This is a genomic window from Bacillus sp. 220_BSPC (assembly GCF_001054655.1).
Classification (GTDB): domain Bacteria; phylum Bacillota; class Bacilli; order Bacillales; family DSM-1321; genus Peribacillus; species Peribacillus frigoritolerans.
Genome location: NZ_JVPL01000300.1, coordinates 1 through 23332 on the forward strand (window position 1 = coordinate 1; position 23332 = coordinate 23332).

At 42.0% G+C, this 23332-nt stretch carries 22 protein-coding genes; 13 read left to right on the forward strand and 9 right to left on the reverse strand.

The features are described 5' to 3' along the window. The 4 genes from yhfH (ADA55_RS31565) to ADA55_RS31115 form a co-directional block, all read right to left on the reverse strand. A partial coding sequence (yhfH, locus tag ADA55_RS31565; protein WP_153246174.1) for a protein YhfH occupies positions 1-69 on the reverse strand: 69 nt, incomplete at its 3' end. Between the two features lie 29 nt (positions 70-98). Next, complete coding sequence (yhfH, locus tag ADA55_RS28960) at positions 99-236, reverse strand: protein YhfH (RefSeq protein WP_072274042.1); 138 nt, start codon at positions 234-236, stop codon at positions 99-101. A gap of 30 nt (positions 237-266) precedes the next feature. Next, positions 267-404 carry a protein YhfH gene (yhfH, locus tag ADA55_RS28965; protein ID WP_082162914.1) on the reverse strand — a complete coding sequence of 46 codons (138 nt, stop codon included), beginning with the start codon at positions 402-404 and terminating at the stop codon, positions 267-269. 43 nt (positions 405-447) lie between these two features. Next, entirely contained in the window at positions 448-582 is a 135-nt protein-coding gene (locus ADA55_RS31115; protein ID WP_260088880.1) for a hypothetical protein, read from the reverse strand. Between the two features lie 479 nt (positions 583-1061). Between ADA55_RS31115 and ADA55_RS24925 the strand changes: the two genes are divergently transcribed. From ADA55_RS24925 to ADA55_RS24970, 10 genes are all read left to right on the forward strand, one after another. Next, positions 1062-1952 carry a diacylglycerol/lipid kinase family protein gene (locus ADA55_RS24925; RefSeq protein WP_048688717.1) on the forward strand — a complete coding sequence of 297 codons (891 nt, stop codon included), beginning with the start codon at positions 1062-1064 and terminating at the stop codon, positions 1950-1952. Between the two features lie 224 nt (positions 1953-2176). Then, positions 2177-4210 (forward strand): Na+/H+ antiporter, encoded by a 2034-nt coding sequence (locus ADA55_RS24930; RefSeq protein WP_048688720.1) that lies wholly within the window; start codon positions 2177-2179, stop codon positions 4208-4210. 120 nt (positions 4211-4330) lie between these two features. Then, entirely contained in the window at positions 4331-4843 is a 513-nt protein-coding gene (locus tag ADA55_RS24935; RefSeq protein ID WP_053087464.1) for a GNAT family N-acetyltransferase, read from the forward strand. A 179-nt stretch (positions 4844-5022) separates the two neighbouring features. Beyond that, a complete protein-coding gene (locus tag ADA55_RS24940; RefSeq protein WP_048688820.1) occupies positions 5023-6408 on the forward strand; it encodes a protoporphyrinogen oxidase in 1386 nt (461 codons plus the stop codon). A 169-nt stretch (positions 6409-6577) separates the two neighbouring features. Then, positions 6578-7120 carry a helix-turn-helix domain-containing protein gene (locus tag ADA55_RS24945; RefSeq protein WP_048688723.1) on the forward strand — a complete coding sequence of 181 codons (543 nt, stop codon included), beginning with the start codon at positions 6578-6580 and terminating at the stop codon, positions 7118-7120. A 62-nt stretch (positions 7121-7182) separates the two neighbouring features. Continuing rightward, positions 7183-8292: an ABC transporter ATP-binding protein gene (locus ADA55_RS24950; RefSeq protein WP_034304875.1), complete on the forward strand. Its 1110-nt coding sequence runs from the start codon at positions 7183-7185 to the stop codon at positions 8290-8292. After that, entirely contained in the window at positions 8282-9085 is an 804-nt protein-coding gene (locus tag ADA55_RS24955) for an ABC transporter permease (RefSeq protein ID WP_048688824.1), read from the forward strand. Before ADA55_RS24950 ends, ADA55_RS24955 begins: the two co-directional genes overlap by 11 nt. A 1-nt stretch (position 9086) precedes the next feature. Then, positions 9087-9890 (forward strand): ABC transporter permease, encoded by an 804-nt coding sequence (locus ADA55_RS24960; RefSeq protein WP_034304873.1) that lies wholly within the window; start codon positions 9087-9089, stop codon positions 9888-9890. Beyond that, entirely contained in the window at positions 9887-10960 is a 1074-nt protein-coding gene (locus ADA55_RS24965; RefSeq protein WP_048688726.1) for an ABC transporter substrate-binding protein, read from the forward strand. Before ADA55_RS24960 ends, ADA55_RS24965 begins: the two co-directional genes overlap by 4 nt. 323 nt (positions 10961-11283) lie before the next feature. Beyond that, positions 11284-12174, forward strand: a complete 891-nt coding sequence (locus ADA55_RS24970) for a peptidylprolyl isomerase (RefSeq protein WP_053087465.1) — start codon at positions 11284-11286, stop codon at positions 12172-12174. Between the two features lie 318 nt (positions 12175-12492). On the opposite strand, the gene ADA55_RS24975 is transcribed toward ADA55_RS24970, so the two are convergent. Further along, positions 12493-13011: a hypothetical protein gene (locus ADA55_RS24975; protein WP_053087466.1), complete on the reverse strand. Its 519-nt coding sequence runs from the start codon at positions 13009-13011 to the stop codon at positions 12493-12495. A 169-nt stretch (positions 13012-13180) separates the two neighbouring features. Here ADA55_RS24975 and ADA55_RS24980 point away from each other — a divergent pair, with 169 nt between their 5' ends. Beyond that, positions 13181-13648 carry a MarR family winged helix-turn-helix transcriptional regulator gene (locus ADA55_RS24980; protein ID WP_048688729.1) on the forward strand — a complete coding sequence of 156 codons (468 nt, stop codon included), beginning with the start codon at positions 13181-13183 and terminating at the stop codon, positions 13646-13648. Then, the gene (locus ADA55_RS24985; protein WP_048688732.1) at positions 13645-16761 is read left to right on the forward strand and encodes an MMPL family transporter; all 3117 of its coding nucleotides are present in this window, start codon (positions 13645-13647) and stop codon (positions 16759-16761) included. The genes ADA55_RS24980 and ADA55_RS24985 overlap by 4 nt, the downstream gene beginning before the upstream one ends. 656 nt (positions 16762-17417) lie before the next feature. On the opposite strand, the gene ADA55_RS24995 is transcribed toward ADA55_RS24985, so the two are convergent. The 4 genes from ADA55_RS24995 to nagA form a co-directional block, all read right to left on the reverse strand. Next, complete coding sequence (locus ADA55_RS24995; RefSeq protein ID WP_048688739.1) at positions 17418-18140, reverse strand: SIS domain-containing protein; 723 nt, start codon at positions 18138-18140, stop codon at positions 17418-17420. A gap of 63 nt (positions 18141-18203) precedes the next feature. Beyond that, entirely contained in the window at positions 18204-18926 is a 723-nt protein-coding gene (locus ADA55_RS25000) for a GntR family transcriptional regulator (protein ID WP_034304859.1), read from the reverse strand. Between the two features lie 14 nt (positions 18927-18940). Further along, a complete protein-coding gene (gene nagB, locus ADA55_RS25005; protein ID WP_048688740.1) occupies positions 18941-19675 on the reverse strand; it encodes a glucosamine-6-phosphate deaminase in 735 nt (244 codons plus the stop codon). Further along, the gene (gene nagA / locus ADA55_RS25010; RefSeq protein WP_048688743.1) at positions 19675-20853 is read right to left on the reverse strand and encodes an N-acetylglucosamine-6-phosphate deacetylase; all 1179 of its coding nucleotides are present in this window, start codon (positions 20851-20853) and stop codon (positions 19675-19677) included. The genes nagB and nagA overlap by 1 nt, the downstream gene beginning before the upstream one ends. Before the next feature lie 305 nt (positions 20854-21158). Between nagA and nagE the strand changes: the two genes are divergently transcribed. Next, positions 21159-23069, forward strand: a complete 1911-nt coding sequence (gene nagE, locus ADA55_RS25015; protein WP_048688745.1) for an N-acetylglucosamine-specific PTS transporter subunit IIBC — start codon at positions 21159-21161, stop codon at positions 23067-23069. The last annotated feature ends 263 nt before the right edge of the window (positions 23070-23332 follow it).

A 23332-nucleotide genomic window follows, 5' to 3' on the forward strand; every position in this document is an offset into this window, starting at 1 on the left:
GGTCCCGCATTCCGTACATTGTTTAGGCGGCAGTGTCCTGAAGAATTCCAGTGGATTTTTGGTTTGCATGATGATTCCTCCTTATGATTTGGTTTTAATCAGTCTTCGCGTTTGGAAAGGCAGTGGTCACATTCCATCAAGTAAGATTCAGCTTGTTCAGCGATATGGGTTCCGCACTCCGTACATTGTTTAGGCGGCAGTGTCCTGAAGAATTCCAGTGGATTTATAGTTTGCATGATGGTTCCTCCTTTTTGATTTTGGTTTAATCAGTCTTCGCGTCTGGAAAGGCAGCGGTCACATTCCATTAAGTAGGATTCAGCATGCTCGATAATATGGTCACCGCACTCAGGGCAATGTTTAGCAGGGATATTGTTAAAAAACTCAATGGATTTTTTCATTTGCATGATGATTTCCTCCTTTTAATGTTAGATATATTTTCCGGTCGCTTTATTCTTCACGTTTGGAAAGGCAGCGATCGCATTCCATCAGATAGGAATTTGAATGGTCCACCTGTGTTTCACCACATTCCGGGCAATGTTTAAATGAATCGATTATGAGTAAATCTGATTGATTTGCTTGCATGTCTCGCTCCCCCTCTTTATAGTACAGTTTTTATTGTTTGCTTGTTGTTATAATACAGTATATACCCGAATCTGGAAAATGTATAGGTATTTTACAGAAAATTTGAAATTTTTTTCACCCGTAGTGTGAAAAACCTATTGGAAAGGGATTTATCATCTATATATATTTTTATTTTTCTCCGCGGCAAGTAGGAAATGAAAGAAATAATGCTTTTTATAAAACGAAAAAACAATCAGGGAGTGAAACGGACAAACAATTTTCAATGTGTTGAGTGGGGCATTAATATAACAGATGGGAAACAGGAAGTTGAGTGATTATTGAATGCCTGTTTCACAGTCGATGTAATATAAAAGAGCTTGTTCTAAAGTGTCAGCCAAATCCAAACGGCAGCGATTATATGTAAGTTCCTGTCAGTATGGTTTTAATACTTCAGTAAAGAGGTAACTTGCTAGTAGAAGTACAATAATGGGAGGTAGCATATGTCGAAAGCGATGATTATCGTCAATCCATCTTCAGGCAAGGAAAAGGCAGGGAAGATTTTGCCGAAAGCGGAAAAGGCACTAGGGGAACTTTTTGATGAGGTATGCGTTCGTAAAACGGGAGGAGAGGGGGATGCGACGGGTTTTGCAAAGGAGGCCTGTGCAGATAGATTCGATGCTGTCATTTCCATGGGTGGTGATGGAACGGTGAACGAGATAGTGAATGGCTTGGGCGAGCAGCAGCATCGGCCTATCTTCGGGATCATTCCACTAGGAACCATCAATGATTTCGCCAGGTCTTTGGGAATACCACTGAATCCCAATGCAGCCATCGAGATATTGAAGGATATGCATATTAAGGAATCGGACATAGGGAAGATCAATGACCGTTACTTCATGAATGTGCTGGCGGTAGGGGCAATCGCGGAGGCCACCTATAATGTTACCGTTGAACAAAAAACCCGTCTTGGGTCTTTTGCCTATTTCATTGAAGGAGCAAAAGCGATCATTAAAAAGACTCCGTTTCCTTTAACGGTTGAACATGATCACGGGAAGTGGATGGGGGAGGCTCATTTACTAATTGCAACCATGACTAACTCTGTCGGCGGTTTTGAACAACTTGCACCAGAGGCGGAAGTGAATGATGGAAAGCTGCACACATTCATCATTAAGGATTTATCTCTTCCTCTCATCGTCAAGATCATTCCCAGTTTGATCAGGGGGGAGATCATGGGGAATGACGAAGTTGAATATATTAAAACATCCAAGCTCCATTTAAGCACGTCAGAGGAACTTGCAGTCAATATCGATGGCGATGAAGGCATTCTTCTTCCTTTCCAGGCAAATGTACTGCATAAACATCTTCGTCTATTCGTCCCGGGAACTAAATGAGTCGCTTAGTCCCCATTTCATTCATCATGTGGAAAAGCTGATCATGGTTTAGCCAATCAGCTTTTTTCTTTGCGGGTGTTCATCGTAAGCTCCTTCGCTTTTGATAAAAGGTATCATTATTCAGAGTGATTCCAGGTTAGAATAGTTAATGCATGATTGACTGGGTATAAATATGTTACGCTTATAGTTATGATTATAGATGAGAGAGGAAGTTAGATGTTTGTATGGAGTTTTTTCTTGTTATATTAGCGCTTCTTATATTGATTGGAGTGTCTAATGTAATTAACCATTTTATACCCTTTATACCTGTACCATTAATACAAATAGCACTCGGTGTCATATTGGCACTTTTACCCCTGGGTATGCATGTTGAGATGGAGACGGAATTATTTTTGCTATTATTCATCGCACCCCTATTGTTCAATGATGGCAAAAATGTACCCCGAACAGCACTGTGGAAGTTGAGAGCGCCCATTCTGATGCTTGCACTGGGCCTCGTATTCATAACGGTTTGGGCAGGCGGATATTTAATTAATTGGATGATCCCTTCGATCCCATTGCCGGCAGCGTTCGCTTTGGCGGCCATTTTGTCACCTACGGATGTAGTGGCAGTAAGCGCTTTGGCGAGTCGGGTCAAATTGCCGAAGAGCATCATGCACCTTCTCGAAGGCGAAGGGCTGATGAATGATGCCTCAGGTTTAGTTGCCTTTAAGTTTGCCGTTGCAGCTACAGTCACAGGTGTTTTCTCCTTAGTCGACGCAACCTTCAGTTTCATATGGATTGCAATTGGTGGGTTTGTAGGTGGAGCGGTACTAGCTTTCATCATTATCAGGCTTCGCGTATTTCTTCGCCGTTTAGGGATGGAAGATGTCACGATGCATATGCTTATCCAAATCCTGACTCCTTTTATTATTTTCCTCGCTGTGGAACATTTCCACCTTTCTGGGATTTTGGCAGTCGTGGCTGGGGGAATTGTCCATGCCATTGAACGAGATCGGGAAATTTCACCAACAGTGGAACTTCAAGTCGTTTCAAAGAGTACCTGGTCCGTCATTTTATATGTATTGAATGGTCTTGTATTCGTTTTGCTTGGCTTGCAAATCCCAAGCGTTGCGAAAACGATCTTTCAAGATCCAGCCTTCAATAATGGAAAAGTGATCCTTTATATCGTGATCATTACACTTTTCCTTTTCGCTTTACGATTCATTTGGCTTACGGCTGCCTGGTCGATTGGCTGGATGACGAAAAAAGCTGGAGCCCAAAAACCGGACTTCAAAGCGGCCGGGATCATTACCATTTCCGGTGTTCGCGGAGCTGTAACGTTAGCGGGTTCGTTCTCGATTCCATATGTGTTGGCAGATGGAAGTCCTTTTCCTGAGCGTTCGTTAATCATTTTCATTGCAGCAGGTGTCATATTGCTGACACTGATTGTTGCGAGTGTATTTCTGCCAATCGTGGCACGATCGGAAGAAGAGGAAGTGGTGGATAAGCAGGCTGACAAAACGAAAGCTGCTGCCATCCAATCACATCAAGCCGCTATTCGGGTGATTGAGTCCCAAATGACAGATGAAAACCGGGAAGCGGCTTTGTCGATCATTTCCAGGTATTGTACCAAGATCAATGAACTGTCCTATGTAGAACAGGAGAAAGAACCGGCTGCATTAAGGGAAGAAGAGAAGGATCTTCGCTTCAAGGCCCTTGAAGCAGAGCAAAGATTCCTGGATAAACTCATTAAGGATGAAAAAGTGGACCGGGAGACGGCGTATATATGCAAGGAATACATCCAGCGTATGGAAGGTGCCGTAACAAATCGACTGAAGTTCCGTTTTTTTAGGTCTGTAACGCTGTTCAGGAGAAGTATGCTGAGGGTTTTAAAATTATTTTTCCCTAATAAAAGTGAAATAAGAAAAATCAATCTTAAGAGATTGGAAAAGGTCAGGGATCTTAAAATCAGGATGTATAAAGCCGCCATCCAAGAGATACAGGCCGGAATTACAGCCGATAATCATAAGACATCCTCGATGATCATAGACGAGTATAAAGTGTTAATTTTAAAATGCAAGCGTGAGAACAGAGGCCGTACCCCGAGTAAAATGGCCGAGTATGAAAGAGAGCTGTTCTATAAAGCGATCCAGGCAGAAAGGGACGAAGTGCAGGATATGTTTGAAAAACGACAAATCTCCCGTGATGTTGCCAACATACTCCGCCAGCAAATAAATTTACGAGAAGCACTGACTATCAATGAAAATACCCATTGATTATACAGAAGGAGCACTGTCGATATATTCGACAGTGCTCCTTCCGGTTTGGAAAGGGAATATCCGACGGGGCATCGAATCATTATTGTATCCAATAATTGATGAAAGAGAGTGTGCTTAATGGAAAAGGAAATCGAGACCATAACTTTAATGCCTTATTTACCGGAACACCTTAACCAGCTTTCCCAGTTTTATTTACCGAATACACAAACCCCTTTTTCAGCTCTGCCGGATGAGTCACTGAAATATTGCCGGGAAGATTGCGACAGGCACCCAGTCGTAATATTGGCTAAGGGTATCCCAGTTGGCTTTTTCGTTTTACACATTGGCGAAAACATCCCCCCTTTCACCAGCGATAAAAAAGCGATATTACTCCGGGGATTCCTTGTTGATCAAAAACATCAGGGAAAAGGGATTGGAAAGAAAGCCTTGCAAAGCCTTCCGGAATTCGCAAAAGGGATTTTTCCAAACAAGGATTCGATCATTCTGGCAGTGGACGTCATGAACGTGAACGCAAAAACGCTTTATGCGAAATCGGGGTTTCAGGATACAGGCATTCAGAAGGAAGGCAGAAGCGGGTTGATGGAGATAATGGAATATAGATTGGATATGGTGAACAAGGATATCGAATAAGGGGAGGAATAACAAATAAAATTGGCTAATGGACTTTTCCAAAAGGGGAGGTCTTTTTTGTCCAATTTGTTACAGGTTTCGTTATGTATCCGATGATTTTAGAAGGGCTGCTTTTAATAAAGCTGCTGCCTTATGGTACACTTTACTTATTGCAAAATCTTAATCGAGGTGTAGTCCTAATGAAAACAGTCGTAGTCGTAGGTGGAGGCATTACCGGTTTATCAACCATGTTTTATTTACAAAAGGCAGTTAAAGCGAGGAGTCTCTCCGTACGATTAATATTAATAGAAGGAAATGAGGAACTAGGCGGTAAAATAAGGACTGTGCACGATGGTCCTTTTAAAATTGAAGCGGGTGCCGATTCGATCGTTGCCAGGAAACAGAATATACAGCCATTTCTTAAAGAATTGAACCTGGAGGATCAAGTCGTCTATAATGCGACGGGAAAATCATTCATCCATACTGATGGGATGCTGAAGGGAATCCCCGAAGATGCCCTATTCGGAATACCAATGAGCCTGGAGTCACTGGCCAAAAGTGATCTGGTTTCCGCCCAAGGTAAGGTCGACGCCTTAAAGGATTTCTACACAAAAAATGAGACATTTACGAAGAATGACTCCATCGGTTTATTTCTTGAAAGTTTCTTAGGCAAGGAATTGGTGCAAAAGCAGATATCGCCAGTCCTATCAGGTGTTTACTCAGGAAAATTAAATGAATTGACCATTGCCAAAACACTGCCGGAGATGCTGGATTATAAAAACGAATATGGCAGTATAATACGAGGCCTATCGGAAAATAAGCAGAAATATAAAAGCAAGGGGAATAAGAAGTTCCTTTCGTTTAAAAATGGCTTATCAACATTGGTGGAAAGAATAGAGGAAAGCCTCGATATGGTCGAGATATTAAAAGGGGTCAGTGTAGATGAAATCGGAAGAAATGATGAGGCGTACATCATTACATTGGCAAACGGTGAAACGCTGGAAACGGACTTTATCGTATTGAGTACACCGCATACAATTGCCCAGAAATTATTGGGGGATCGGGAGTTGGATGAAGATTTCGACGGCTTGATCAATAGTTCGATGATTAGCGTTTATCTTGGATTCGATATCCCGGACAGCATGCTTCCTAAAGACGGGACAGGTTTCATTGCAGGCGATAATAGTGATTTGATCTGTAATGCATGCACCTGGACAAGCCGGAAATGGGAGCATACTTCTGAAAACAGTCAGCTTTTGGTAAGGCTTTTTTATAAAAGCTCTAGTCCGGACTATGAACGATTACAGTCCCTTGCAAAACAGGAATTGATCTCTGTGGCTTTACACGACATTATGAACAGTCTAAGCATTTCTGGGAATCCAATTACAAGTGAAGTGACGAAATGGCATGAAAATATGCCGAACTACCATATTAAACATCCTCAAATCGTTCAATCACTGGAGGCGAAAATCTCCGAGAATTATCCGAATGTTTTACTTGCGGGCTGTTCATACAATGGAGTCGGAATCCCGGATTGTATTGCTGATGGGGAAAAGAAAGCGCAAGAGATATGTCTGAAGTTGTAAAAAGGGGACTGCCAGGCGGCAGTCCTTTTTTAATGAATGCCGGAAATTCCGTTTGAAGTTTCCGGCATTTCCTGTATAATGATATTCGTAAAATTAAACTGAAAGTTTACTTATATAAAACTTTATCTACTGTGTGTTTACTATAAGTAAACCGATTGAGGGTTATGGAATGCAAATTGGAAAAAAAATAAAGAACCTTCGCTTGAAAAAAGGATTGACCCAGGAAGAATTGGGCGAAAGAACGGATTTAAGCAAAGGATATATTTCACAGTTGGAAAGGGATCTTAGTTCCCCTTCGATTGAAACTCTTTTCAATATTTTAGAAGTACTCGGCTGCAAGCCGAAACAGTTCTTCGATGATGAGGATCAAGTCCAAAAAGTAGTGTATAAAGAAGAAGCACAAACATTTTTCATCGATGAAGAACGGGGATACCAAATTCAGTGGCTCGTGCCTGAATCGAATGAAAAGGAAATGGAACCTATTCGCCTGACTCTCCAGGAAAAAGGGGAGTTCAAACAATTTGAACCATCCTTGTCGGAAACATTTGGTTATGTATTAAGCGGAAGAGTCATTGTAAAGCTGGGTACACATACGTATTTCGTCAAGGCAGGGGAATCGATTTATTTTCATGCTTCAGATGAACATCAAATCATCAATGATTTTGAAGGTCCGTCCGAGTTATTACTCGTGGTGACGGAATCATACTTATAGAATTCAAAAAAATGCAATCGTTGAAGATTGATGAGTAAGGGAATGGAGAGAGGGAAGAAGCTATGGCAAATGGGAATATAATACGCTTCGATCAGGTTACGAAGCAATTTGATGATGAAACGGTGGTTCTCGATAATGTTAGTTTTGAAATCGAGAGAGGGAAGTTCTATACGCTATTGGGTCCTTCCGGGTGTGGAAAGACCACGATCCTTCGTTTGATTGCCGGATTTACGGAAGCTTCCAAAGGTGATATTTACTTTGAAGGGAAAAAGATCAATGATGTGCCAGCCAATAAAAGGCAAGTGAATACGGTATTTCAAGATTATGCACTGTTTCCGCATTTAAATGTGTTTGAAAATGTAGCATTTGGTCTTCGGATCAAAAAAATGAAGAATTCGGAAGTGGAAATCAAGGTGAAGGAAGCCCTCAGCTTTGTTAATTTGGAGGGGTATGAAAAACGGGAGATCAGGGAAATGTCAGGCGGTCAGCGGCAACGGGTAGCGATTGCGAGGGCTATTGTTAATGAACCAGAAGTCATCCTCCTGGATGAACCGCTATCTGCCCTCGATTTGAAATTGCGTACAGAAATGCAATATGAATTGCGGGAGCTGCAACAGAGGCTGGGAATCACGTTTATCTTCGTCACTCATGACCAAGAGGAAGCATTAGCGATGTCAGATGAGATTTTTGTCCTTAACAAAGGGAAAATCCAGCAAAGCGGGACCCCTACGGATATTTATGATGAACCGCTGAATCGATTCGTTGCCGATTTCATCGGTGAGTCCAATATTGTAAAAGGAAAAATGATTGAAGATTACCTCGTGGAATTCGTCGGCAGACAGTTCGAGTGTGTTGACCAAGGATTGAACAGTAATGAAGCTGTCGATATTGTCATCCGCCCGGAAGATTTGGAGATTACTTCCGTCGATCGCGGAAAACTGCAAGTTCGGGTGGACTCCCAGCTATTTCGCGGTGTTCATTATGAAATCAGCTGTTATGACCATGATGGAAATGAATGGCTTGTCCAATCAACGAAAAAAGTGGCAGTCGGAGATGAAATAGGTCTTTATTTCGAACCGGAATCGATCCATGTCATGCGATTGGGTGAAACTGAAGAAGAATTCGATAAGCGACTGGAAGCGTATCATGACGGGGAAAGTCATGAAGAATAAAATATCCCGTAATATTTACTTCATACCCTATGTCTTATGGATTGCTTTATTCGTGATCGCACCCATTTTGTTAATCCTTTACTATTCCTTCTTTGACATTGAAGGCAATTTATCATTGATTAACTATCAAAAGTTCTTTACGCCAGTATATTTAAAAATGACATTAAGCTCATTTTGGTATGCATTCCTGATTACGGTAATATCCCTTTTAGTCGCTTACCCGACAGCCTATTTGTTAACGAAAACCAAGCATAAGCAGTTGTGGCTTTTGCTGATTATCGTGCCTTCCTGGATCAATTTACTTTTGAAGGCTTATGCCTTCATTGGAATTTTTGGCACGTATGGTGTGGCGAATGGTTTTCTGGAGGCAGTAGGAATCGGAAAGCAGCAGATTCTCTTTACGGATTTCAGCTTCATATTCGTCTCGGTTTATATTTTCATACCGTTTATGATTTTACCGATATTCAATGCGCTTGATGAAATGAATCCAACCCTTTTGGATGCGGCCAATGACTTGGGAGCGTCCCGATGGATGACATTCCGCCGTGTCATTTTTCCGTTGACGTTAGATGGGGTAAAGACGGGATGCCAAGTAGTCTTCATCCCGGCACTTTCATTGTTCATGCTTACAAGATTGATTGCCGGTAACCGAGTCATTACGCTTGGTACGGCTATCGAGCAGCACTTCCTTGTAACACAGGATTGGGGAATGGGTTCCACGATCGCGGTATTTTTGATTATTATAATGTTCCTGATTATGTTTGTAACGGGTAACCGAAAGCAGGGTGTGTAAATTGGGCAATAAATTATCACCAATATCAAAAGCGTTTCTCGTTTTGATTTTTCTCATTCTCTATGCACCGATTTTCTTTTTAGTCTTTTACTCTTTTAACAGCGGTGGAACGATGTATGACTTTAAAGGGTTCACGATGGAGTGGTACAAGGAGCTGTTCCAAGATACGAGGCTGTTGATCATTGTATTGAATACACTTGTGATAGCTTTATTATCTGCACTGATCGCAACGATCATCGGGGTGATAGGGGCAATTGGAATTCGCTCCTTTACGAGCAGTAAAGCTAAGAATACGGTATTGTCATTGAATAATGTATTGATTGTCAGTCCCGATGTGATCATCGGTGCTTCCTTCCTGATATTATTCACAATGGCCGGGATCAAGCTTGGATTCTACTCGGTACTGTTGTCACATATCGCCTTCAGTATCCCGATCGTTGTGCTGCTGGTCCTTCCGAAACTTCAGGAAATGAGCCCTACTTTAATTGATGCGGCCCGGGATTTAGGGGCAAGCCGGTGGGATGTATTGACGAAGGTCATCCTTCCATACATCTTGCCAGGTATCTTTGCTGGTTTTTTTATGGCATTGACTTATTCACTTGATGATTTTGCGGTAACGTTCTTTGTGACCGGTAATGGTTTCTCCACTCTTTCCGTGGAAATCTATTCATTGGCCCGCCGTGGAATATCATTGAATATCAATGCACTATCGACACTGCTGTTCGTCGTGACACTGCTGTTGGTTGTCGTCTATTACTTTATAACTCAACGTGTTAGGCAAACGGGAATGGGGGGGAAACGATGAAAAGGCTTCTCCAAATGTTTTTGCTCATTTCCCTCGTATCCGCTTTGCTGCTTTATGCGATTTCAAGATTGAATTCAGCGCAGGGATTTACGAGCAGCAATACGCTTACCATCTATAATTGGGGCGATTACATCGATACGGATCTAATCGATCGTTTTGAAGAAGAAACAGGTATAAAGGTCATTTATGAGACGTTCGATTCGAATGAGGCCATGATGACTAAAATTGAACAGGGCGGTACCACTTATGATATTGCCATTCCGTCTGAGTATATGATCGATAAGATGAGGCAAGAAGACTTGCTGGTTCCCTTGGATCATTCCAAGCTTCCGAATTTGAAAAATATCGATGAGCGATTCATCGATCTGCCATTCGATCCGGAGAATAAATATTCCGTCCCGTACTTCTGGGGAACGGTTGGAATTGTTTACAATTCCGAGATGCTCGGTGGCAAAGAAATAACGGCCTGGGCGGATTTATGGGATAAAGATTTAAAAAATGAAATCCTTTTGACGGATGGCGCTAGAGAAGTGATGGGCATGGGTCTGAACTCTTTGAATTATTCATTGAATGATACAGATGAAGAACACCTTCAAGAGGCAAAAACCAAACTTGATGACCTCACCCCGAATATTAAAGCGATAGTGGGAGATGAAAGCCGCATGCTATTGGAAGCCCAGGAGGCGGCGATTGGCCTTGTTTGGTCGGGAGTTGCTTCTGAAATCATGGCTGAAAATGAAGATCTCGAATACGTTGTTCCAAAAGAGGGGTCCAATTTATGGTTTGATAATATGGTCATCCCGAAAACAACGAAAAATGTAGATGCGGCCCACCAGTTCATCAACTTCATGCTGGACCCGAAAGTTGCAGCTCAAAATGCTGAATATGTAAGTTACTCGACACCTAATAAAGAAGCACTTAAATATATGCCTGAAGAAGTGGTGAAAGATGAACGGTTCTATCCATCACCTGAACTCACGAAGAAACTGGAAGTGTACGAAAACCTTGGGAAGAAAAACTTGGCCCGTTACAATGAACTCTTCCTTGAATTCAAGATGCATCGTAAATAACAAAATAAATAAAGCATGGTGTAGGAATTCCCTCCGTACACCATGCTTTTTCGTTTGCTCGAAACTCACGAGTAAAGGCCGAATTACACTCTGTTACCTATATATCAAAAGTTGATATAACGGTATAATACCGTTTTTTATAATGATCAACCAAAATTTAAATGTAAAATCTGTAGCAGAATGAGATACTCTAAAATATCTGTTGGGATATAAGTATGTTAGTATAATGATTGAGTTAGTGCATACTGAAGGTTGAGTTAAAATCTTAAGGATTAATTAATATTTCCAAGCTATCATAATAGAAAACTTAAGGGAGATTATTCATGAAACTATTAAAAAGCACGAAGGCATATATTTGGGCAGGGAGCATTTTAATCATTGCCGGGATCATGGCATTTGCGATGATTTCGTCCATGGATAAGACAATTGCGAGTATCGATGGCGAGAAAATCAATGAGGATGAGCTGTATGACGCGCTTGTTGCGGGATACGGAGCAGATACTTTAGACCTGTTAATTACGAATAAATTGGTGGAATTGGAAGCGGAAAAAGCAGGAATCAAAATTAAGGATGAAGAAATCCAGAAAGAAATCGATGTTATGGTTGAGTCCTATGGTGATGAAAAGTCGTTAAAAGAACAATTGGAAGCAAGTGGTTCTTCAATGGATGCCTTAAAAAAGGACATCGTGGTTTACCTGCAAACGAAAAAACTGGTCGAACCGAGAATTACCGTGACGGACGATGAAATCAGTACGTATTTTGAAGATAATAAAGATACATTTGCTCAAGCGGAACAAGTGGAAGCTAGTCATATTTTAGTCGAAGACGAAAAAACGGCTAAAAAGGTTGCGAAAGAACTTGCAGCAGGCGGTGATTTCGCTAAGTTGGCAGCTGAATATTCCACTGATACTGAAACGGCGGATAACGGTGGAAGCCTAGGGTATTTTGGGGAAGGCGATATGGTGGAAGAGTTTGAAGATGTTGCCTTTAATCTTGATAAAAATAAAGTCAGTGATCCAGTCAAAACCGAATATGGGTACCATATCATAAAAGTAACCGGTAAGAAGGAAGCAAAAAAAGCTAATTTAGAAGACAGTAAAGAAGTAATTAAAGAAACGCTTCTTTCTGAAAGATTACAAGAGGAATATCCAGTTTGGTTAGCCGAAGTGAAAAAAGACCATGATATAACGAATAAATTGGAAGACTCTAACTAAGGTATCAAGTGAAGGATATATGAAAAAACAAAAGGGTAATGGTGTACCTTTCATCGAATGATGTCCCCAATCCAATTGGCCCAAAGCAACACCTTCAACTCCATAGGTATGGTTCTGTCTAAATTTTATACAGAGTTGATTGGAGCGGAAGGTACGAGACTCCTGCGGGGAAAGCGCGTCTAGGGGAGACTCCGCAGGCCCAAGCCGAGGAGGCTCCACGACCGCCCGCGGAAAGCGAGTGCCTGGAGTGGAAATCAACATCCAAATTGTACAAGCCATAATAAAAGCTGAGGCATAATGCCTCAGCTTTTTTATATATTAGAAGTTGGATGAGATGGACTTTTGATTGGATAATCCTGATTTTTTAACGATTTCATCACTCTCTTTTTCATCTTTAACATTATCGGATTTCAATGCTGGCGTTTCCTTCAGCTGTTTACCGGCAACGACCACTTTTGAACTGATGTCTTTTAATTCACTTGTTGCGTCCTTCGCTGTACCAAGGGCATCAGTGGAGATATCCTTTACTTCGGATACTTTACCCACCACGTCTTCATTGACGGTTTCATATAGTGTTTCAACGTCATTGATTGCCTCTTTAATCGTCTCCGTTGCCCCTTTGACTCCTGATACCATCTGTTCCTTCATTTCGCCGGGATTTTCCTTGACCTGTTCAATCATATTCATGGAGTTGTCTTTTAAAAGGATGGCAGATCGCTTTACTTTATTTCTCGTGTTGGAGTCGAGCAAGGTCAATGCACCGCCGACAAGCCCTCCGATTAAAATCCCTTTTAAAAGTTTGCTATTCGTTTGAGTTTCGATAGTTGTTTGAGTCATTTATATTTCCTCCTTTAGAATAGTAGATTGTTTGCTTACTTTGGGTTTTCCCTTATTTACCATAAGTTAAACTGGAAATAATAAACTATCATGGGATTGACATGATAAATAAAACAATAGTACTCTACATATAGTTAAATGACTGAACTACTTTTTGGGAGGTGCAACGATGTCTAATGAAAAAGTTTCTGGATTGATTGATCGATATATGAAGGTTTCTTTCTATGTAAATAAGATGGGGGAGCTTTTAATAAAAGATCAGATTTGTGATGTGCTGACGAACGAACAATACTATACTTTACGGTTCATTCAACAACAGCGGTTGTGTACATCGACGGAAATCAGTGATGCCTTTTATATTAATAAGAGTGCCGTCACGTCCAACATCAACAGGCTGGAAGGCAAAGGATTGATAGAACGGGAACAGGACCAGGTTGACCGAAGGGTCTTTCATTTGAAGCTTTCCAAAGAGGGGGAAGCGTTGTTACAGGAAACGGAAAATAAGATTCATAAATTGGTAGAGAGCATCATGACGAAATTCGATTATGAAGAGATTGTTAAATTCCTTGATACATATGAGAAGCTTTCACAAATTTTCATTCAAATGAAGAATGAGGAATGGGAGGAATATAAATGAGGGGGATCATAAAGGGAAGATGGCTGGTCATTATCGCGTGGGTTGCCATTACGGCAGGTTTATTGCTTGCGGCACCGGATATGGCGGAGCTTGTCCGGAATAAGGGCCAGCTGGATGTACCGGCAGAGTATTCCTCTGGGATGGCCAATGAGCTAATGAAAGAGATTCAGGATAAGGATGAGTCACAAGTGGCTCTCGTATTTCATGGTGATAAGAAGCTGTCTTCCCCGGAATTGAAAGAGATTGAGATAGCGATCCAAAAGCTTGAAAAGAATAAAGCAGAGCTTGGCATCAAAGAGGTCATGACCCATTTTAAAGAGCCCTCGCTAAAAGGTCAGTTGGTCTCGGAGAACGAAACAACGGTTTTGACATCCATCACGATGGTCAAGGGGGACCGGGAAGCTAAGGAAGTGATCGATGCCCTTTATAAAGAGCTGGAGCAAGTGGATGTCGAGCATTATTACACAAGCAGCTGGATGATCGATGAAGATCTTAATGCCAATTCCCAAGAAGGGCTGAAGAAAATTGAAGGCATCACGGTGGTCTTCATTCTGGCTGTATTGCTGATAGTCTTCCGTTCAGTGGTGGCACCGATCATTCCGTTGGTAACGGTAGGTTTCACTTATTTATGCTCACAATCCATCGTCTCATTCCTGGTGGATAAATGGGACTTTCCGATTTCATCTTACACCCAAATATTCCTGGTAGGTATTTTATTTGGAATCGGGACTGATTATTGCATCCTGCTGCTTAGTCGTTTCAAGGAAGAGCTATCGTCACAGGAGTCCTTGCATGAAGCGATCGTTGAGACGTACCGAACCTCCGGTAAGACTGTTTTCTTCAGCGGGCTGACCGTAATGATTGGTTTTGCGGCAATTGGCTTTTCCACTTTTAAGCTCTATCAATCTGCGGCGGCCGTTGCCATAGGGGTTTTCATTTTAATGATCGCCCTTTATACGATCGTTCCATTTTTCATGGCGGTTCTTGGCAAAAAGCTATTCTGGCCGGCAAAAGGGAAACTTGAGCATAGTGAAAGTAAACTATGGGGAATTCTCGGTAACTTCTCCTTGAACCGTCCATTGTTGGCGCTGATGATTGTTGCAGTCGTCTGTGTTCCCTTTTTGTTTATATATGATGGGAAGATTTCATATAACTCCCTTGAAGAAGCGGGTGATGATGTCCCTTCCATCATGGCATTTAATATCATTTCCGATGAATTCGGACCGGGACAATCGATGCCAACACAGATTGTCATAAAGAATGACGAACGCATGGATTCGGAAGAGTACGTCGCACTTGCTGAAAAAATCAGCCAGGAAGTAGTAAAGGTGGATGAAGTCGATGTAGTTCGATCCATGACCCGCCCGACAGGTGAACCGATTAAGGATTTATTTGTAGCGAACCAGGCCGAAACCTTGGAAAAGGGAATCGGGGAAGGAAATGAAGGCATTAAACAAATAAGCGATGGATTGAAAACGGCAGGCAGTGAGCTTTCCGATTCAGGACCGCGATTGAAGCAAGCGACGGACGGAATAGGGGGGCTCATATCCGGGACCAATGAATTAAAGAGCGGCGTAGGTCAGGTGGAGAAGGCATTAACAAGCATTGAAGCAGGCATCCGTGATGGGTCTTCAGGGACCGGGGACATAAAAAACGGATTGAATGAGGTCAAGGCAAACTTGGATAAGCTCGCCGCCGGAAGCGGACAGCTTCTCGAAGGCTATAAACAATCAGCTAATGGGTTAAGTGAGCTCACAGGTCGATATAAAGAAATTCAAACTAACCTTACGGGTGTATCACAAAGCCTTGCCGGTTTAAATCCTTCCTTTGAGCAAATGGAATCCACTCATCCAGAATTACAGGCTGATCAGTCCTATCAAACGATCAAGCAAACAGTGCAAGGGGCACAGGGTGGCTTGGAGCCCATGGCAGCAGGCCTTTCAGAGCTCAATAGGAATCTTGGTTCAGTGTCCGGCGGTTTGAATACGGCGAATGAAAATATGGAAGAAATCGTAAAGGGTCAAAATTCTCTTGGGGAGGGCCTGAACCAATTGGTTTCAGGCGTTGACACTTTACAAAAGGGTCTAAGCACCATGGCTAATGGTCAGGGGGAAGTCATAAATAATCTGTCAGGATTTAAAGGAGGCCTTACTAGCTTAAGTAATGGGCAGCAAGAACTCCTAAATGGTTTTTCAAGCCTCGGCGGGCAGCTTACTGATTTGACTGATGGCTTAAATGAAAGTGCTGATGGTCTGAATGAAGTCCATGATGGACTATCGTCCGCACAGGGTTATTTATCAGGGCTGGCAAAAACGGATAAAACGGTAACAGGCATGTACATTCCCAAAGAAGTAGTGGAAAGCGAAGAATTCGGGGAAGCTTTGAACGCGTATTTATCTGAAGACGGTAAAATCATGACCATGGATGTGGTATTCAAGGCGAATCCTTATTCCAATGAAGCAATCGAGCAAATCGATTCGATTGAGGAAACCGTTGAAAGAGTAACGAAAGATACAAAGCTTGAAAACGCGCAGGTGGCGATAGGGGGAATCACAAGTACACATCATGACTTGGGCATGATGTCTGGTGAGGATTTCTCAAGGACGGTCGTTTTGATGCTGTCGGGTATTGCAATCATTCTCTTTTTCATGCTGCGATCCTTGATCATGCCTGTCTATTTGATAGTGTCGCTCGTTTTGACTTATTATACAGCGGCAGCCATTACAGAATTGATTTTTGTTAATATTCTCGGGTATGCCGGCATCGGCTGGGCAGTTCCTTTCTTTGCCTTCGTCATCTTGATTGCTCTGGGCATTGACTATAGCATTTTCTTGATGGATCGCTTTAACGAGTGGAAAGATAAGCCGGTCAAGGAAGCGATGTTACTGTCCATGAGAAAAATGGGAACGGTGATCATCTCGGCGGCTGTCATACTGGGCGGAACCTTTGCTGCCATGATGCCAGCAGGAGTTTTATCGCTCTTGGAAATAGCCACTTTAATATTGGTGGGGCTTGCTTTATATGCGTTTGTCATCTTGCCATTGTTTATTCCGGTGATGGTTGCATCGTTTGGAAACGCGAATTGGTGGCCGTTTTTAAAAAATAAGGAATAAAAGGGACTATAAAATAAAGAAGGCCTCCATTCGGATGCCTCCAGACTGTAGACAAAAAGGGTTTCGGAATGCTCTTATTCCGAAACCCTTTTTGAATGATTATAAGATGGGAAATGGATTTAAAAGCTCACCCGGTGGGGGAAGAAATAACAATCATAAGTTCCATCATACACATAATCAGGCGTACTGGTTTTGTAAGCTGCATCTACAACAGCTTCAAGATTAACAACTTTCTCAATCGGTGTTACTATCGTCTACAACACAAATCTGTTACGGTCTGCTGATGCATGAAACGAATGTATGGAATCAACAAATACATGCCCTGCACTCATTCGTTAAATGAAACTTTTACTTAAGATAGGATGGAAAGCGTTTCAATAAAAGTTGCAGAAAGACTGTTGGCACATGGAGTTCTGCCTAATTACTAAAACTCTGTTGATGAGGTACAGGACTCTTGCGGAAAAGCGAGTCCAAGAGAGACATACCGGGCGCGAATGGCGCCGATGAGGCACACGGACCGCCAGCTCAAAAGCGGGTGCCTGCGGTGGAATTCAACGGTCAACTTCCAAACTCTCAAAAAAACTGTAGACCAACTCGATGGAGTTTGCCTACAGTAAGAAATAAACAACCGAAACAAAAAAACTATGTATTCCATTTCATAATTGGGGAATTCTTGTTTTATATTTCGCGATGATCTTTTGATTGTGTTCATCTGCCCCTTCGATATTACTGCTTAGGAATACGGGAGGGGTTTCCCCTGATTCAATAATCGTTTGGATGACTTGCGTGAAAACCATATTGAGGAGAACGGCCCCGACCACGGTCGATCCGGAACCAAAAGGTATATTATTTGATTTCAGTAATGTGTCACCTTTGGCAATATGATTGTCTATGACCAAATCAACGACATCGTGGAGATAATGCTTCTGTTTATGCCGTGAAGAACAACTTTTTGCATACTCCGGTGATGTTAGTCCAATGACGAATGCCCCTTTTTCTTTTGCGATAGTGGCGACATCTATCGGAACGGGATTTACGCCGGATGACGAAATGACAATACAGACATCACCAGGACGGATATCTTCATCATGCATGAATTTCTCTGATAGGTCATTTTGGCGTTCAAGTTGGGATGCCCTTGAAGCTCCTTTAAAAAGCATTAGATCTTCAACGAAAATTGGACGAATTGCGGCTAACCCACCTGCCCGGTAGAATACCTCTTCGGTCAAAATGTGGGAGTGCCCGCTCCCGAATAGATGGATGATCCCATCCGACATGACTGCTTTTGAGATATGTTCCACAGATTCCTTAATTGATTGCTTTTCCTGTTCTCCCACAATTGTGAGTAATGCCTGCACTTCTTCAAAGTATGAGTTCATATATGTGACACCCTCCGATTACCTTTGGCAATTAAAAGACTATAGTGATGAAAATATTCAATTTTATCTGCTTATGTTGATAGTGAACTTATACCTGTCCGCACGATAAGCCGATTTAACATATTCAAGGGGAGTTCCGTCTATTAAGAACGTATTCCTTTGAATGAATAATATGGGTGAGTGCTTCGGAATTGCTAAATGGGTCACTTCCAATTCAGAAGCAATCGATGATTCCAACGTTTGTGAAGCATAGTCTATTTTTAGTTTAACGTAGTTCTCCACATACTGGTAAAGGGAAAGGTTAATGATTTCTTCCGTTAATCCTTTAATTAAATTGGCAGACATGTACACGGTCTCGAGCGCCATTGGAACATCATCAGCCAACCGAATGCGTTTTATTTCATAAACGGGAGCATAAAGGGAAATGTGCAATTCACTGGCAATCTTCTTATCAGCCGGAATGATTTCAAAGCTCAGCAGCTTGCTGCTTGGATTTAATCCCCTTGCCTTCATGTCCTCGGTAAAACTGGTCAGCCCATTGAGCTGCTGCTCCAATTTCTTATCGGCGACAAAGGTTCCCCTTCCTTTCTGACGGTATAAGTATCCGTCATTCACCAAATTATTAATGGCTTGGCGGACGGTCATCCGGCTAATTTCGAATTGCTCGGCATATTCACGTTCAGATGGAAGGGCATCGTGCGCTTGGAACTCACCGTTTTCTATTTTTCTTTTTATTTGTTCTTCGATTTGAAAATAAATCGGAAGAGGTGAGTTTTTATCAATCATCGACTTTCGCTCCTTTAGGGTATTATCACTCCGGATAACGCTTTTTGGTCTGCGATAATTGTAACACTATTATGTTTTTTTAGGATAGATGCAGGAAATTCCTCGGAAATGTCACCGTGAATCAATTTCTTCAGTGTTTCTGCTTTTTCTTCACCAGAAATCAGCAGCAGAATTTCTTTGCTTTTCATGATTGTTGAAATGCCCATCGTAACGGCATGTGTCGGTACTTCGTCTATGGAGTCGAAATAACGTGCATTCGCTTGGCGCGTTGAATCTTCAAGTGTCACGACATGTGTACCGGATGTGAAGGAAGTTCCAGGTTCATTAAAACCAATATGGCCATTTTGGCCAATGCCAAGTATCTGAAGATCGATCCCACCCACGGAATCAATCATTTCGTCATACCGTTGACATTCTCCGTTCGTGTCATCGGCTGTGCCATTAGGCAGGTGAGTACGCTCTTTATTTATATTGATGTGAGTGAATAAGGAGTCATCCATATAAAAATGGTAACTGTTTGGATCATTTGGTTTTAAGCCGATATACTCGTCAAGATTAAAAGACGTTACATGTTCATATGAAGTATGGTTGCGCACGTGATCTTCAATCAAATCATCGTACATTCCTTTAGGGGTACCGCCTGTTGCAAGGCCCAATTTGATATTTGGATTTCCTTTGACTTTTCCGATCAATATTTCTGCGGCTGTCCGGCTCATTTCCGTGTAGTCCTGCACTTGTATGATATTCATTATACATTCTCCTTTTTAAAAGCTAAATTTCCTCTGCAGAACGTCATTTCGACGTCCAAGCGGTCATTCAATATTACAAGATCTGCGTCTTTGCCGACCTGGATGCTTCCTTTTCTGTCAAAAATCCGAAGTTGTTTGGCAGGGTTTTCCGCCGTCATTTTTATAATGTCAGTCATGGAACAATCGGTATATTTCATTGTGTTCTTGATGGCATCGTTCATTTTCAATATACTGCCGGCTAGTGTGCCGTCTGAAAGCGTTGCTTTAGTTTCGTCAACATTAACAGGCTGACCACCTAAATCATAGGTTCCCTTTTCAAGCCATTTGGCACGAAGCGAGTCCGTTATCAGTATCATTCGTTCGCTGGTAATTTGGTTATATGCCAGCTTGATCATTTCCGGCCTGCAGTGAATGCCGTCAGCAATAAGTTCAACATATAGCTCGTCTCGAAGATAAGCAGCTCCCAAAACACCTGGTTCGCGGTGATGGAGTCCACGCATCCCATTATAAAGATGTGTAACGTGGGTAGTCCCTGCCTGGATTGCTTCATCTATTTGGTCATATGTTGCATCTGAATGGCCGATGGAGGCGACGACGCCAGTCCCCCTTAAGTGGGCGGCAAGATCTAATCCGTTCGGTTGTTCAGGAGCAAGCGTTACAAGTTTGATTTGATTTCCGGCCATTTCCTGCCATTTTTTAAATAGAGTGACATCGGGATCAACGATATAATCCACAGGCTGTGCTCCTTTACGGGCCGGTGAAATGAAAGGACCTTCTAAATGAATTCCAACTATTTCAGCGTGTTCTTGAGTTTGATTCTCGATATATTTACCAGCGTTAAGAAGTGCTGATTCAATGGCTTGGGTGGATTGGGTCATTGTAGTGGCCAGAAAGCTGGTGGTTCCTTCTTTAGGAAGGGTCTTTGCCATTGTGGATAATGCGTCATGTGTGGCATCCATTGCATCGGAATTGGATGCTCCGTGAATATGAATGTCGATGGCACCGGGAATTACCTGATAATCCGGTGAAAGAGTAATTACCTTGGCATCATCGTCCTGTTTGTATTGGCTGACTGGACCAACTTCGGCAATTTTTCCATCCACGACTTTAATGAATCCATTTTTGTATGTTTCCTTTTCGCTGTAAACCATTAGATTATTAATAATGAATGTTTTCATACATAATCTCCTTTATGAAAGTAAAACTTAATGAATGAGTCATGAAATGGTCTCATATATTTTGCCCTCATTTTATCGTTTTTATTAAAAGTTGTCTAGACCAGTTAAGGAGTATCAAGAACAAAAATGATATTTTTACTTTGTTTTCGAAGAATATAGTATATTTACAAGTAAATTGGTATAGACATCTATATATTTTCTGTGCTAGTATAATCCCAAAGAAAAGTTATTATATTGATAAAATGAAAACGCTTAATACATCTTGTTGTTGATCAAAGAAGTTAGGTACAAGGGAGATGAGTTCGATGTTAAATTTTTTACAAAAGATTGGGAAAGCTTTAATGTTACCGATTGCCGTTTTACCAGCAGCCGCGTTATTGCTTCGTTTAGGGCAACCGGATTTACTTGATATTGCCTTTATTGCCGCAGCTGGAAAGGCGATATTCGATAACCTTGCGATATTGTTCGCCTTGGGAATAGCGATAGGATTATCCAAAGATGGAAGTGGCGCTGCGGCATTATCAGGCCTTGTTGGATACTTTGTATTAACGAATGGTACACAAGCGATTGATAAAGAAATCAACATGGCTGTTTTAGGCGGTATTATATCGGGTATAGTTGCAGCTCTTCTATATAATAGATACTCCGACATAAGGCTCCCTGAATGGCTTGGATTCTTTTCAGGGAAACGATTCGTCCCGATCATCACTTCGCTTGCGATGATCATACTTGCGGGAATATTCGGTTTTGTGTGGCCTCCGATTCAAGATGTAATCAATAGTGTCGGTGACTGGATTACAGGTGCAGGGGCATTGGGTGCCGGCGTATTCGGCGTATTGAATCGCTTATTGCTTCCAGTAGGATTGCATCATGTCTTGAATAGTATGGTTTGGTTCGTCTTTGGTGAGTACAATGGAGCGACGGGTGATATAAATCGTTTCTTCGCAGGGGACCCGACTGCTGGGCCCTTCATGACCGGCTTTTTCCCGATCATGATGTTCGGTCTTCCAGCTGCAGCATTAGCGATGATTGCAGCTGCTAAGAAAGAGAAACGTAAATTGGTGACAGGGATGCTTGTTGGGTTGGCTTTCACTTCTTTCCTTACAGGAATCACTGAACCGATTGAATTTCTGTTCATGTTCATCGCACCGGTGTTATATGTAATACATGCCCTTTTAACCGGGGTCTCTCTGGCACTTGCTGTTATATTGGATATCCATCATGGGTTTGGATTCTCCGCAGGAGCCATTGATTATTTCTTGAACTTTGGTATTGCGCAAAAACCGCTATGGTTAATTCCGATTGGATTGGTATACGCGGCAGTTTACTTCGTGATTTTCTATTTTGTCATCAAGATCATGGATTTAAAAACACCTGGCCGTGAAGACGATGAGGAAGAAGTGGAAGAAGAAACTATTGTGAAAACAGGGGATAAATATACCGATATGGGATCGCTTTTCATTCAAGATCTTGGCGGTAAAGAGAATATAAAGCTAATTGATAACTGTGCAACACGCTTGCGTTTACAAGTGGCCGATTCAGGAAATGTGAATGAAGCAGCCTTAAAACGGCATGGTGCGCGCGGTGTCATGAAGTTGAATAAATCGAGTGTGCAGGTCATTGTTGGAACGAATGTTGAATTCGTTGCAAATGCAATGAAACAGCTTGTCAAGGATGGAGTCGACCCAAGCCAAGTGAAAACAAGTCCATCTGCACAAGTGGCAGAGGATATAGTAGAGGAAAACCAAGCTTTGGGTGCAAATGACTTTGTCCTTCCAATTGAAGGAACCATTTTACCGATAGAACAAGTTCCCGATCAAGTGTTTGCCATGAAAATGATGGGGGATGGCTTTGCTATCGAGCCAGTCAACGGAAAACTAGTATCCCCAATCGATGGGGAAGTTCTAAGTATCTTCCCGACAAATCATGCACTGGGCTTGAAAATGGATAATGGTCTGGAAATTCTGATCCATGTTGGTTTGGATACAGTTAAATTAAATGGAGAAGGGTTCACAGCTCTTGTTCAAGAAGGCCAAAGAATAACAAAGGGAACACCTCTTTTGGAAATTGATTTAGATTTCATTAAACGGAATGCACCATCAACGGTCACTCCTATTATATTCACTAACTTACCTGAAGGAACGGCAGTGAAGTTGCAAAAGTCAGGGATCCAGAAACAAAATACACCAGATATCATCCAGTTGGAAAAACTATAAAACGGTTAAAAAAGGGGTGTCGACTTGTCGACATCCCTTTTGACTTTAGACTGTAGACAAACTAAAGTGAGTTTGCCTGCAGTTTTTTTATGGCTTGTACAGTTTGGATGTTGATTTCCAATCCAAGCACTCGCTTTCCGCGGGCGGTTGGGGAGCCTCCTCGGCTTGCGCCTGCGGGGTCTCCCTAGACGCGCTTTTCTAAGCAGGAGTCCCGTACCTTCCTCTCCAATCAACTATGTTATAAAATTCAGATGGAAACCATA